The sequence below is a fragment of the Peribacillus sp. NPDC101480 genome (assembly GCF_050277335.1).
Taxonomy (GTDB): domain Bacteria; phylum Bacillota; class Bacilli; order Bacillales; family DSM-1321; genus Peribacillus.
The window spans coordinates 26330-39633 of the sequence record NZ_JBNNSB010000015.1 but is presented as its reverse complement, the minus strand read 5'-3'; the positions used below and the strand labels follow the sequence as shown (position 1 = coordinate 39633).

General features: G+C 37.4%; 12 protein-coding genes. 9 read left to right on the top strand and 3 right to left on the bottom strand.

Annotated elements, in window-relative coordinates; translation table 11 throughout:
* The 3 genes from sdaAA to ACQKMF_RS26000 form a co-directional block, all read left to right on the top strand.
* A partial coding sequence (sdaAA, locus tag ACQKMF_RS26010) for an L-serine ammonia-lyase, iron-sulfur-dependent, subunit alpha (protein WP_427575573.1) occupies positions 1-504 on the top strand: 504 nt, incomplete at its 5' end.
* Positions 505-832: 328 nt separating this feature from the next.
* Complete coding sequence (locus ACQKMF_RS26005) at positions 833-979, top strand: hypothetical protein (protein WP_170971720.1); 147 nt, start codon at positions 833-835, stop codon at positions 977-979.
* A gap of 165 nt (positions 980-1144) precedes the next feature.
* The gene (locus ACQKMF_RS26000; RefSeq protein WP_230177755.1) at positions 1145-1663 is read left to right on the top strand and encodes a DinB family protein; all 519 of its coding nucleotides are present in this window, start codon (positions 1145-1147) and stop codon (positions 1661-1663) included.
* A gap of 177 nt (positions 1664-1840) precedes the next feature.
* Here ACQKMF_RS26000 and brnQ read toward each other — a convergent pair whose 3' ends face one another.
* Positions 1841-3175, bottom strand: a complete 1335-nt coding sequence (gene brnQ, locus ACQKMF_RS25995) for a branched-chain amino acid transport system II carrier protein (protein ID WP_101224771.1) — start codon at positions 3173-3175, stop codon at positions 1841-1843.
* Between the two features lie 349 nt (positions 3176-3524).
* Between brnQ and ACQKMF_RS25990 the strand changes: the two genes are divergently transcribed.
* The 6 genes from ACQKMF_RS25990 to ACQKMF_RS25965 all read left to right on the top strand — a co-directional run bounded on the left by ACQKMF_RS25990 (position 3525) and on the right by ACQKMF_RS25965 (position 10959).
* Entirely contained in the window at positions 3525-3755 is a 231-nt protein-coding gene (locus ACQKMF_RS25990; protein ID WP_101224770.1) for a hypothetical protein, read from the top strand.
* A 617-nt stretch (positions 3756-4372) separates the two neighbouring features.
* Positions 4373-5473, top strand: coding sequence for a GerAB/ArcD/ProY family transporter (locus tag ACQKMF_RS25985; protein ID WP_427575570.1), 1101 nt, complete (start codon positions 4373-4375; stop codon positions 5471-5473).
* A gap of 767 nt (positions 5474-6240) precedes the next feature.
* Complete coding sequence (gene speB / locus ACQKMF_RS25980; protein ID WP_137018541.1) at positions 6241-7182, top strand: agmatinase; 942 nt, start codon at positions 6241-6243, stop codon at positions 7180-7182.
* A gap of 41 nt (positions 7183-7223) precedes the next feature.
* Positions 7224-8591, top strand: a complete 1368-nt coding sequence (locus ACQKMF_RS25975; RefSeq protein WP_427575568.1) for an APC family permease — start codon at positions 7224-7226, stop codon at positions 8589-8591.
* A gap of 42 nt (positions 8592-8633) precedes the next feature.
* The gene (locus tag ACQKMF_RS25970; RefSeq protein WP_427575566.1) at positions 8634-10277 is read left to right on the top strand and encodes an amidohydrolase; all 1644 of its coding nucleotides are present in this window, start codon (positions 8634-8636) and stop codon (positions 10275-10277) included.
* Positions 10278-10380: 103 nt separating this feature from the next.
* A complete protein-coding gene (locus ACQKMF_RS25965) occupies positions 10381-10959 on the top strand; it encodes a TetR/AcrR family transcriptional regulator (RefSeq protein WP_101224765.1) in 579 nt (192 codons plus the stop codon).
* Between the two features lie 487 nt (positions 10960-11446).
* Here the strand turns inward: ACQKMF_RS25965 and ACQKMF_RS25960 are convergent, their stop codons facing one another.
* Positions 11447-11977: a PadR family transcriptional regulator gene (locus ACQKMF_RS25960; RefSeq protein ID WP_230177750.1), complete on the bottom strand. Its 531-nt coding sequence runs from the start codon at positions 11975-11977 to the stop codon at positions 11447-11449.
* Positions 11978-12023: 46 nt separating this feature from the next.
* Positions 12024-13205, bottom strand: coding sequence for a YhgE/Pip domain-containing protein (locus tag ACQKMF_RS25955; RefSeq protein ID WP_427575563.1), 1182 nt, complete (start codon positions 13203-13205; stop codon positions 12024-12026).
* Positions 13206-13304: the final 99 nt, after the last annotated feature.

Sequence of the window (13304 nt, the reverse complement as noted above, 5' to 3'; positions counted from 1 at the left end):
TTATTTGCCGTGAAAGAAAAATTAAACCCGACCCGGGCAGAGATGATTGAATTTCTTTTCACTTCCGCTGCCTTCGGATTCGTGGTTGCAAACAACGCTTCCATTTCTGGAGCGGCTGGCGGCTGCCAAGCAGAAGTGGGCTCGGCAAGCGGAATGGCCGCAGCTGCGATAGTGGAACTGGCCGGCGGTACACCAAGCCAAGCCGCAGAAGCGATGGCAATCACATTGAAAAATATGCTTGGACTGGTTTGTGATCCAGTGGCTGGATTGGTCGAAGTTCCTTGCGTGAAACGTAACGCAATGGGTGCCTCCAACGCGATAACGGCAGCTGATATGGCGCTTGCAGGCATTACGAGCCGCATTCCATGTGACGAAGTTATCGATGCCATGTATAAAATAGGATTGACCATGCCAGTTGCACTTCGTGAAACGGCAGAAGGCGGCCTGGCTGCGACTCCTACTGGGCGTAGATTGGCAAAGGAAATTTTCGGTTCATATAAATAAACATTCAGTCCCATTAACAAAAGGTTTGTTAATGGGATTTTTAATTTGTCTTAAAAAAACAACTCCAATCCCTTAACCTGCTCAATAATAAGATTATCTTTTTGTGAATGAAAAAAGGAAATTAGAGGAAGATGGAGGAATTTGGCGTTTATGGACACGGAGATGGAAAGAATCGTTAAAAAATCTGAATTATCAGTGAATATGGAGCCGTAGCAACTTTGTTAGTTATCAATTTCAATGATAAGATGAGTACGAAATTCACTATGGGAAGGATTGATTCTTCATTAATTTTCTCGAATTAACGTACACGTCGGCAATGGAAAAAGCGATGTTTCAGGCTCATGGAATCGGCTATGCACTATATGCTCAAAAACTGGAGCAGCGCATGATGGTTGAACAAGAACGGGAACAGGATTATCTAAAAAGCAGGCGTATATCAGACGAGATGAGAGCCAATCTTTTTTTGGGTAGTTAATTTCGAAGATATCGAATAACATAAAACGAAAAAACATGAACAAGCGAAAGAGCAATCTTAAAGATTGCTCTTTTTGTCCTGCCCTAAAGGGGTATTTTCTATTAAAAAGGAGGTGACACCAATTTTAAATAGAATGTATGTTGATGAAGAGGAGGATTGATCTTAGTGGAGAGAAGAGCTTTACTGGTATCAGCATTACCGGGATATGAAGAAGAAATTGGGCGGTGGCTATGGTGTTTAGAAGATGTTCGCCGTACGTTGATAACGAAATTGACTGGAATCAGCCAAAATATACTTGATACGAAAATCGATGAAAGGCAAACGATTGGCTCGATGTTGTATCACATAGCTCTGATAGAGGCAGATTGGTTATACGAGGAGGTCCTTGTTTCGGAATGGGATTCGGAAATACGCGCGTTGTTTCCATTAGGATGTCGTGCCGAAGATGGCTCCCTAAACCACATTGAAGGACAAACATTAGAAGAACATTTCTACCGCCTCAATAATGTACGTGAAGTATTTCTTTCAAACTTTCGCACAATGGACCTAACGGATTGGCGTAAACCGAGGGTACTTGAACAATATGACGTCACGCCTGAATGGGTCGTTTACCATTTGGTTGAACATGAATCACATCATCGAGGACAGATTTTTCAGTTGCTGAAGAAATTACGGAATGAATAAGAAATTAAAGAATGTGTTTTTTTAATGGCCTGCTATCCATATCAGTTTGTCGACAAATCTGCCGAATAACTGCTTGGCAGACGATCGCTGAAACGTTTGTCAAAGAAAAAAACTGTAGGCAAACTCGCTTTTCTTCGAATTTGTCTACAGTCAATATTCCTGGACTGATTTATATCATTAATCTATTTGGTGATTGAATTTCGACTTTAAGACGCTGCTGGCATACCCAATGAATCCTCCAACAATGGCAGGAATGACCCATCCTAGTCCTGCCTCATACATAGGAAGTATTGCAGTGAAGAAATCATTGATGAATGAAATGTGTACACCTGCTCCATTTAATCCATCAAATAAACTGACGATGAATGTTAAAAGTAAGCTGCCTTGATAAACTTCAGGTCTTCCTTTAAATAAAGAATGAAGAAATGTTAGGAAAATCAAAACAATGGCCAATGGATAAATGGCTGTCATAACAGGTACGGAAATGGCAATTAACTCGGTTAGTCCAATATTGGCAATAATTGCACTGAATATGGATAAACTTATGGCAATCGTTTTGTAAGGCAGATTTGGAAATAGCTTATGGAAGTATGTCGAGCAAGATGTAATGAGTCCTACGCTTGTCGTTATGCAAGCCACTGTGATCATTAATCCTAATAATAGCCCACCATATGCTCCAAAGTAATAATCCGAGACTTTCGCTAAGACAATGCCTCCATTATCCAAGCGTCCAAGTTCCCCAACGCTTGAAGCACCCATATAAGAAAGAGCTGTATAAATGGTGGCAAGAATAACAGCCGCAATGGCAGTCGCTTTCCCACAAACGATCATTATTTGTTTTTTTGTTTTAGCCCCTTTTTCTTTGATGGCATTAATGATGATGATTCCAAAAACAAAAGATGCAAGGGTATCCATGGTTAAATAACCTTCTCTGAACCCATTGAAAAATGGTTGAACCATATAGTGCTCTGCAGGTGCTTGAAAATCTCCAATTGGATTAACGAAAGCGACTACCACCAGGATTCCAATGAATGTCAACTTGATCGGTGTTAAAACTTTCCCCACAATTTCGACAATTTTCGCAGGATTGAGCGAAAGAAGGCACGAAACTGTAAAAAAGATGATGGTGAAAATAAGTAAAGGCAATGGACCTGAATCTTCAGGTAAAAAAGGTTTTACACCGATCTCAAAAGAAACGTTTCCTGTTCTAGGCATTGCGAATAATGGACCAATGGCTAAGTAAAGAACGGTTGTGAATACAATACCAAAGACTGGATGGACACGGCTCGCTAATGATTGTAAGTCATCTTTTCCAGAAAAACCGAGTGCCAGCACACCAAGTAACGGTAATCCTACTCCTGTGACCAAAAATCCTGCATTAGCTGACCATATATTCATACCTGCTGATTGACCAAGCATTGGCGGGAAAATTAAATTCCCTGCCCCAAAGAAAAGGGCAAATAACATGAACCCAATCACTACTATAAATGAAGATGGTACCTTATTAGACAAAATAAACCCTCCGAAAAACCAAAATTTGCTATTTTAGAAAATTATTAAATTTTCTAAAAATTATATAAACAGTAATACTAAGACCGTACAGTATTATAACTAAATTAAATTGATATTTCAATATATTTTTTGTTTTTTATTAATTACCTTGATGTTAAGTGATCCGCCCTTATCTTATTTTGAACATCTAAAGGCTGCTCATACTCATGAAATTTGAAATGTTAAAGAAATGAGGGTGCGGAAAAAAATGCTTAGCGTCGCGAACCTGCTTGAGCTCACGATAAAGATTGACGGTTTAGACGGCGGACTTTAGTTTAATTTAGAGTGGAAAAATTAAGGGGTGTTTAAAATGGGAGTATTTTTTGAAAAAATACTGGGGTTGTTTTTTGAAAAACGGAAACAAAGCAAAAAAGATGTTTTATTACTAATTTTCATATTCGCGCTTCCTATTGCTAATATGGTTGGGTATATCACGGATATGGACTTATTTTGGTTAACTGACATTGTATTAATTGCAATCATTGTTCTTTCGGCATTCATATATTTTGAAGGAAAACGAAACAGGGAAAATGAACATTAAAATTTGTTTTTTTTGGTGAGGGACGTTAGGTTAAATGTTGTAGTAAAGTAAAATAGTGGTGTTAAAATAACACACATGTCCACTCATTGTGTTAAATAAGGAACATTTTTAGTTGTTTAAAGTGATAATATCGTTCTGGTATTAATAACAAAGATTGCTAAAAATTTTAGTGGCCTTCGCTATATAGTTTGCGCAGAAAATATTCCTGGCTAATAAAATTGGCACGTTAAATGCAAGAATATGTATTGTCTTAATTAAACGGGGAGAGCGAACAAAAAACTGAGAAAAACTTAATTTTCAAAGAGTTTGTCTACAGTTTGGGCTGATTATGCAGCTCTTTTTTTATGGGGCCATAGGGGCAGCTATAATGCGCAGTATTCCGGAATTATTAAAAAGTGAATCGAAGCTCTAAGTTATCTCCTAACAAGGGGAGTCAGGATTTATAAAACACATTATTTCTAATTTTTCAAACTGCCTGCGGCTTGAAGTGGCAAAAAAATAACTTGTATTCAGCAGGGTTTGTATATTCTTCTTCTGTCAATAATGGTTATGGAATCAGAATTTCTGCCTTTTGTATATAACACTTTACCGTTTTGTCGTGAAAGGAACTTATGAAAATGCTCGAGAAGGGTAAGATCGGAAGCCGTCAACTGACGATATTAGTGATTTTATATACGCTTGGAGATTCTATATTAGTCATTCCCTCCATTGTCGCTTCTGAAGCTAAACAAGATGGTTGGATTTCGGGTATTATAAGCGTGGTGATAGCACCGTTATTGGTTGTTTTTATATATGACGCTTTAAGGAAATGCTATTCTGATTTAACATTAGTGGAATACAGCCAAAAAATTCTGGGTAAGTGGCTGGGAATAGCAATTTCTCTTTTATTTATAAGCTACTTTTTTATAACCACAGCGACTTATCTGAGTGAAATTGGGGATTTTATGATAAGTCATATTATGCCTGATACTCCAAATCAAGTGATCATGATTCTATTTATGAGTGTCGTCCTCATGGCCGCACGTCTTGGTTTGGAACCTTTGGCCCGAAGCGCAGAAATATTTTTCCCATTTGTTGTATTACTTGTATCAACATTGATAATTCTTCTACTTCCTGAGATTAAATTTCAAAACCTGCAACCCATATGGGAGGGGGGATTGAAACCGGTTATACGGGGATCTATACCATTTATTGTTTTTCCGTTTATTGAACCGGTTGCGATTCTAATGATTCTCCCGTTCGTAAGTCAAAAAGACAGAATAAGAAAAAGCCTTTTTGTCGGTCAAGTGTTGGCTGGAAGTGTTTTGATCATTATAACCATGTTAGCACTTCTTGTACTTGGTCCAGAGTCAACAGCAAGACAAAATTATCCAATCTATATGTTGGCTAAGAAAATAAATATCGGTGATTTCATGATGCGGCTGGAAGCAATACTAGCCATAATATGGTTCATCACCATTTTTATTAGATTTAGTTTGTTTTTTTATGTGACCGTTTTAGGCTTGGCACAAACGTTTAAATTGCAAGATTATCGTCCTCTGATTTTTCCGTTTGGTATCCTTTTGATTGCCTTTACATTCATTATGACACCCAATATCGTCCATTATAGTAAATTCATTTCAGGAATCTGGCCGTTTTATGCAATGACATTCGGGTTTATTCTTCCGTTGATATTACTAATAATCTCCAAAGTTCAGAAAAATGATGGACCAAACTAAGGGGTCTTATTTGTTAAGAAACTTGTGTAAATTTCTAGAAGGTTTTTATAGTTATCTAGAAGCTCAGGTGTTATTCCATAAAAGGGCGCAATTCTTTACTTTATCTCAGTTTTTATGAGGGTTTATAAAACCCCTCGACCGTTGATTTCCACTCCAGGCACTCGCTTTCCGCGGGCGGTCCGGGAGCCTCCTCGGCGCGCTTTTCCCGCAGCAGTCTCGAACACCTGATCAATCAACTGTACTAGATTATCTTTCATGTTTTTTTACAGTAATCCTTAATGGATGGAAGAAATTCGCGACACTCCTGCCGAATAACTGGCTAGCCGAGACCCCACAGACGCTTGCGTCGAGGAGGCTTGGCAGACAGTCGGCGGAAAGGGAGCGGATTTCTGAAATCAACTGTAGACAAATTCAAAGAAAATAACTGTAGGCAAACTGCTTTCTTCGAATCTGTCTACAGTCTGGGAGTTGCTTTTGCAGGCAGCTAGTATAACAAGAATAGGTGGATTTAATTTAATAGAGGAGGATTGAAAGAAAAGGCTACTTTGATCAAAAAGAGGAATTAATAGACAATAAAAAATAGTTTGACTTTTTTTACAACTATGTTTATATTTGGTTTAATACTAACTACCGTTAGTTAATAAAATTCTAAAAGTAGGTGTTAGAAATAAAAAGTAATTTAATGAATCATAGGTTGTAAGCGATTACACCTTGTGTCTGTAAATTTATATGAAAAGATTTTTATTTAAAACCAGGAGATGATACTTATGAAATATCCACTTACACCAGATGTAAAGCCAGAGTTTTGTACAACAGGAACCTTTATGCGTTTACCTTCTCAAAAGCATGATGCAAAGCTGGCAATTGTGGGTATGCCCTTTGATACAGCAGCTTCTTTTAGGGTGGGAGCCAGGTTTGCTCCTCAAGCCATTCGCCAAGCATCCATGACCCTGTTTCCTTATCATCCTATTCATAAGGTATATCCTTTTGAACAATTGAATGCCATTGATATAGGGGATATCCCTGTTATTCCCCATAATATTCATCGAAGTTATGATCTAATGAAGGAGTCCATGTTTGAATTGATGTCCAAAGGGGTCATACCTATTGGATTAGGGGGAGATCATTCTGTCACTTTAGCTAGTTTACGAGCTGCGGCAAAGGTATATGGCCCGGTAGCCATGATTCATTTTGATTCCCATACAGATACTTGGGATACATATTATGAGGAAAAATATTGGCATGGATCTCCATTTATACGTGCACACGAAGAAGGTTTGCTGCAGGCAGATAAAGTATTTCAAGTAGGAATCCGAGGTACGCTAAACCACTCTGGAGATTTACAGGCAAGTCTTGATTTAGGTTATCGTTTGATTACAACTGGTGAACTTTCCAATCGTGGATTTGAAGATGTTTTGAAAGAGATTAGAAAAACCATTGGTAACACACCTTGTTTCTTGACATTTGATATAGATTTCGTTGATCCTTCTTTTGCTCCAGGTACAGGTACACCTGAAGCAGGCGGTTTTAGCAGCTTTGAAACACTTAAAATGATTCGTGCCCTAACTGACTTTAACTTTATAGGATATGATGTGGTTGAAGTGCTGCCATCATATGATCCAAGTCAAATCACTTCACTTTTAGCAGCAACACTTGTACATGAGTTTGCCAGCCTAGCAGCATTAAGTACGAAAGAAGTCAATCAATAAAAAGCAGTCATTACATTAGATAAAGGGGGCAGCTCTTTGCGATGAAAGGATTACCCGAGCTTAAGCGTTCACTAAATACAAGATATGTTATTGTATTTGGACTTTCCTTTATGGCGCCTGTGACAGTCTTTAGCACATATGGTATCGCCATTGATCGTACCCAGGGAATGATTCCGACAGCATATATAATTGCTTTAATTGTCATGCTGTTCACTTCATATAGTTACGCAAAAATGGTTCAGGTGTATCCGACTACAGGTTCAGCTTATACCTTTGTGCAGAAAGGAATTAATTCACATCTTGGTTTTCTGGTAGGATGGGTAATTTTATTGGATTATCTTTTCAGTCCTATGATCAGTGCTTTACTTTTTGGGATTATGGTGAATGCTTACTTCCCTGGTATTCCTATCATTGCAGTTATTATTTCTTTTATTATAGGTGTGACTACCATTAATATTTTTGGGATTAAGGTTGCTGCAAATGTGAATACCTTTTTGGTGTTATTTCAATTTTTTTTTATCATTATCTTCAGCCTGCTTTGTATAAATGGACTTTTAGCAGGAAAAGGTACCGGAGAGCTGTTTTCGAAGGATCCGTTTTTTAGTCCTGACGTAAATTTTAATAATCTGCTCTCGATTGTACCTCTATTATGTTTTAGTTTTCTTGGGTTTGATGCGGTTACTACATTAGCTGAAGAAACCAAAAATCCGAAAAAAACACTTCCTAAAGCTATTTATGCTACGACATTGATCGGGGGGGTATTATTTGTTGCATCTACCTATTTTGCACAATCCATTTTCCCGAACTTCAATGCTTTTAAGAACCCTGATACAGCTATAGTGGATATCATGATTTATACCGGGGGTAATTTTCTGAATAGTTTGTTTATTTCTGTGATAGTGACATCTGCTACTGCTTCTGCAATAGCTTCAGGAGGCAGCGGAGCTAGGATCTTATATGCAATGGGGAGAGATAATGTTCTGCCTAAGAGGGTTTTCGGATATGTTTCTCCAAAATTCCAAACGCCCATTTTCAATATCCTAATCATTGCTTGTGTTGCAATGAGTGCTGTATTTTTGGATATCGCAACAGCTACTTCTTTCATTAACTTTGGAGCCCTGTTTGCTTTTACATTCGTTAATCTTTCAGTGCTTATCCATTATTTTGTGAGGCAGAAGCAGAGATCGCCTAAAAGTATCGTTTTATATTTACTTCTTCCCTTAATAGGCACCGGTATAACTATATTGTTTATGACAAAGTTAGATATCCATTCTTTAGTATTAGGGATTACTTGGATGGCAGTAGGGTTCATATATTTATTGTACTTAACTAAAATGTTTAAGGAACGTCCTCCTGAACTGAATTTTGCAGAGCAAAAAGAAGAATTTGATGTAAAACTAGTGCAATGATCAGTTACTGTTTATTATTTTGAATGAAAAGAGGTAAACTCCATGGCTATTAAAAACGCGGATATTGTTCTTTCCAGTGATGCTATTTTTACAGGGCTTGCACAAGAGCCGACGTCTGGTGCAATTGCTATCTTAGGTGACAAGATTATGAGTGTAGGATCAAAAGCGGAGATTGAACCTTTTATAGGCAGTGAGACAAAAGTATTTAACTATGGAAATCAATTAATTATGCCTGGTTTTCATGATTTTCATCTCCATATCATGTTTAGTGCCCTAAGTTTAAATAGTGTAAATTTATTTGAAGCCGGGTCAGCTCATGAAGTAGCTGCAAAAGTACGGGAATTTTCTAAAGACTGTCCTGAGGAAGAATGGATTATTGGTATGCAATGGGACGCAGGTTATTGGCATGATAAACAAGAGCCCCATTATAAAATACTTGATGCTGTTATTCCAGATCGTCCTGTTGTTCTTTTTCATGCTGAGGGTCATTATACATGGGTGAACAGTAAGGCCATGGATTTAGCAGGAGTTACTGAGGATATACGTGATCCGGATTTTGGTCGCTATGAAAGAGATAAGAATGGTTTACTTACTGGGATTTTATATGAAGAAGCCCAGCAAATCGTTTTAAAAGAGGCATTACGGTTAACACAAGATAAAAAAGAAACGATACTAAAAAAGTATTTAAGATTGTTATCGCAATATGGGATTACTTCTGTAAACGATTTGTTTGCTCCAATAGATGACTTCCTTCAAGACTATGACCTTTTCGAGAAATTAGATAAGCAAGGAAAATTAACGACTAGATTTCATATCACTCCTGAATTAGATGGCAATTTGGATAAAGCCCAAAAGCTGAGAAATAAATATGAATCAAAGAAACTTCAATTTTCAGGATTAAAGCAATTTGTTGATGGAACAGTCACGGGTCATACTGCTTACTTCCTGAAACCTTACTCCGATCAAGTGGATATCTGTGGTCATCCAGCTCTAAATCCAGAAGTATTGATTGATCGAGTTGTTAAAGCAGATGAACTTGGATTTAGAATCCGGTTTCACGCTATTGGAGATGCGGCAATTCGTTTAGCTTTAGACGCTTTTGAAGAAGCAGTACGTAAGAATGGAAAAAGAGACTCAAGGCATACAATAGAACATATTGAAGTAATCGATTCGGGTGACATTGAACGTTTTTCCAAACTAGGGGTCATTGCCTCGATGCAGCCTGATCACATGGCTGCTTCATCAAGAGAGGTATATTCTTCAATTATAGGTCCTGAAAGGGAAAAAAATGTTTTCCTGACGAAGTCGCTTTTAAATTCAGGTGCATCTTTAGCATTAGGAACAGACTTTCCGGTTTCCATCTCATTAAATCCTATGCGGCAAATATATACTGCCATTACAAGAGTTGATAGCAGTGGAGATCCAAAAAACAAATGGCATCCTGAACAAAAGCTCACTTTGGCAGAGGCATTGCAAGCATATACATATGGCTCAGCCTATGGAAGTTTCAGGGAGCATGAGCTAGGTACAATAGAAGAGGGAAAACTTGCTGATCTTGTGGTTTTAGACAGAAATCTTTTCGATATTCCAGAAAGTGAAGTGCTCAAAGCTAAAGTGGAACTTACAATAAACGATGGGGAAGTTGTGTATAAAAGTGAAGAAACATCTTTATCCAGCATATTCTAATTCTCTAATCATTTAGAGAAACAGAAGCATCAAATATTTAGTTTAAAAAGGGAAATGAGTTTATAATGATATTAACTAACGTTAGATAGTTTGGGGGATCATTATGACAAAAAATGAAATTAAAAACATTTCCTTAACGCTTTTTACCAAGTATGGATACGAGGGAACCGCTTTATCGGAAATTGCCAAGAGGGTAGGTATACAAAAACCCTCAATCTATAACCATTTCAAAAATAAGGATGACCTTTTCTTGTGTCTGTTTGAAGAAATACTAGAAGAGCATATAAACCAGGTCGAACAATTTGTCGAAGAAATAAATACACTCTCTTCTGAAGAAAAGTTAAAGCATATCCTTCTTGATACTTGTAACTATTATAAAAACCATGAAGATAAAGCAACTTTTTTAAAGAGGGCAATGATTTTTCCGCCGGAGCATTTGAAGCACATATTAAATGATAAATTCCTTAGATCTGAAGAATCATTTTCCGCTATCTTACATGATATCTTTGTCGAAGGAATTGACAAAAAAGAAATACGCCAAGGGACAATCGAGAACTTAATCATGTCCTATCTCTGTTTGATTGATGGGATATTCATGGAATTTTCTTATTATGGAAAAGAGAATATGGAACCTAGAATTCAGAATATATGGGAAAATTTTTGGTATGGACTAAGTGGATGATACATTCAAACAGTTCATGCTCTAAAAGCTATCTAATAGGAATACATTATTTGCTCATATAGAGTAAGTGAGTTTGTCGACAATAGGGATTCCATCTGAATTTTTAAACAAAGTTGATTGGATCGGGTGTTCGAGACCCCTGCGGAAAAAGCGTGTCCAGGGGAGACACCGCAATGCGCATAGGCGCCGGGGAGGCTCCCGGAACGCCCGCGGAAAGCGAGTGCCTGGAGTGGAAATCAACGTTCATATTCTAACACTCCCTCAAAAAAATGTAGGCAATCCTAATTAATATCAAATTTGTCTACAGTCTGCCTTGCTCATACCGAGTATGTTTTTTAAATATAATAAAAGCTATGTGAATATAAGGTTTCACATAGCTTTATTATTATTTTTGGTTATGTGATTAACATGGTCGCCATCTACACGTAAATCTTATTTTTAATCTGAAGCTAGGAATACCTGCCAAAAATCCTGCTTTAAAGTAAACTTACAATTCCTTTGACTTAATCCTTTTAATTAACTCTTCAAACCAATATATTGTGTGATCAGTCCTGGTCGAAAAATAGCTACCCAAAAATTCACGAATATTCTCGTTGCCATTAGGTTCTGACTCGAAATTCCCTAGCTGCTCCCAAATAGCCTTGATGGACTTTACTTTTTTTTCTAGTATTTCTACTACTTTGTCCCGATCTACATACTTGATGTTGGCTAAACCTACAATCATATCCTTAATTTCATCCGCACTTTCAAATAATTTATAGATTTTCTTTGGTAGTTCTTCGCGACCCTTAGCCGTAATCGCAAATACTTGTTTATCAGGCCGATGTTCTTCTTTTATGACTTCAACTGGTTCGACTAAACCTTGTTTTACTAATGATTCAAAATGGTAGTACAGTTTACTTTCAGTTAACCCACCCAGGCGATCCAACGGAATGGGTTCTGAAAGCTGTTTTTTTAATTTATAAGGATAGTTTTTATCCTCCATCAGCTTGCTCAATATAAAAATTTGAATAGACATTTACTACGCTCCTTTAAGAAGTATTATCTCCTTATTGTAGCAAAAACTAAGCTGAGATTTCTGCCGCTTTCTTTTCAACTTCTGTTTCAGAAACCTGTACTGGCATTGGTTTTTGTAAAAACGCGACAATAGCCATATTAATTAACATTGCAACGGCACCTACCGCAGCCATTGACCAAATATATGGACTTGGACTGATGCTGCCAAATAGGTTTGCAAAGTATGCTTGCACCGAGTAATACATCGGTGAAATGTGGCTCATCCATTCATACGGTAAATGCATCATATCACGTGTGATAGTGGCACCATTAGCTATTGTTTGCATTAATAAAATCGGTAAGTTTAAAATCATGCCGCCTTCACCAAATAAGAAGATTAAAATCGCAGTGAAATTAAAACATACCATATAGTTTAGTATTTGTTGACCTACTATACCGAAGAATAGGTCACCGCTCGGCTTGTCAATTAAATATGCTACACCTACAGCGATGATTGATGAAACCACTGCAATCAATAATGCAGCCATTTGCACATAAGTGAATAACCGTGTTTTGCTTGCTTTTCCCCGGCTGGCTCTAAATGCACCCACTAATTGCATCGCCCCGATCATCGCCCCTACATAACCGGCCATTGTTAAGAACATAGGCAGCATATTATGATTCATGCCATCCGGTATTTCGTTGATTGTAACGACATTTCCTACATAGGATTTCTCAATCTTTTCGGCTAATTCAGCGGATTGCTTTTCTGGTACATTAAAGTTCATCAATACGCCCTGAGCTGTTTGTTGCGAGAATTGTGTGCTTAACTGACTGTTAATTTCAGTTACGATCGCATTCATGGTAGAAGAAACGACCGTTGCCCCTGCCTCATTGATTGTAAAATCGATGCTTGATGACGCTTCACCTTTTTGTATATTCTCAGAGAAGGTTTTTGGGATGTGAACGACTAATGCTAAATCATTGTGCTCCAAATCTTTTAAGGCTTGTTTATTGGTTATATCCGTCTCGATTTCTTTAAAGGGTAAATTTTCTTGTAAATTTTCGGCGATCATCGCTCCATTTTTACCAGCATCATCATTGATGATGGCGATCGGTAATTTATCGACATTTCCTGGAATGGCTGTATACCCAGGCAAGAAGATGCCTAGCATGGCAACTGCATAGAAAATCCCCATAAAGATTGCCGCTGTTGCACCTCTTGTTTTTAAGAATGCAGTAAATTTCATATGTTGAATCCATCCTTTTAATTTCAGTATTTTACTCAATTTGTAGTACTCTAATTAGAGTAGTTTAATTTAAAGTACTTTGAATTTTATTTTAATTTT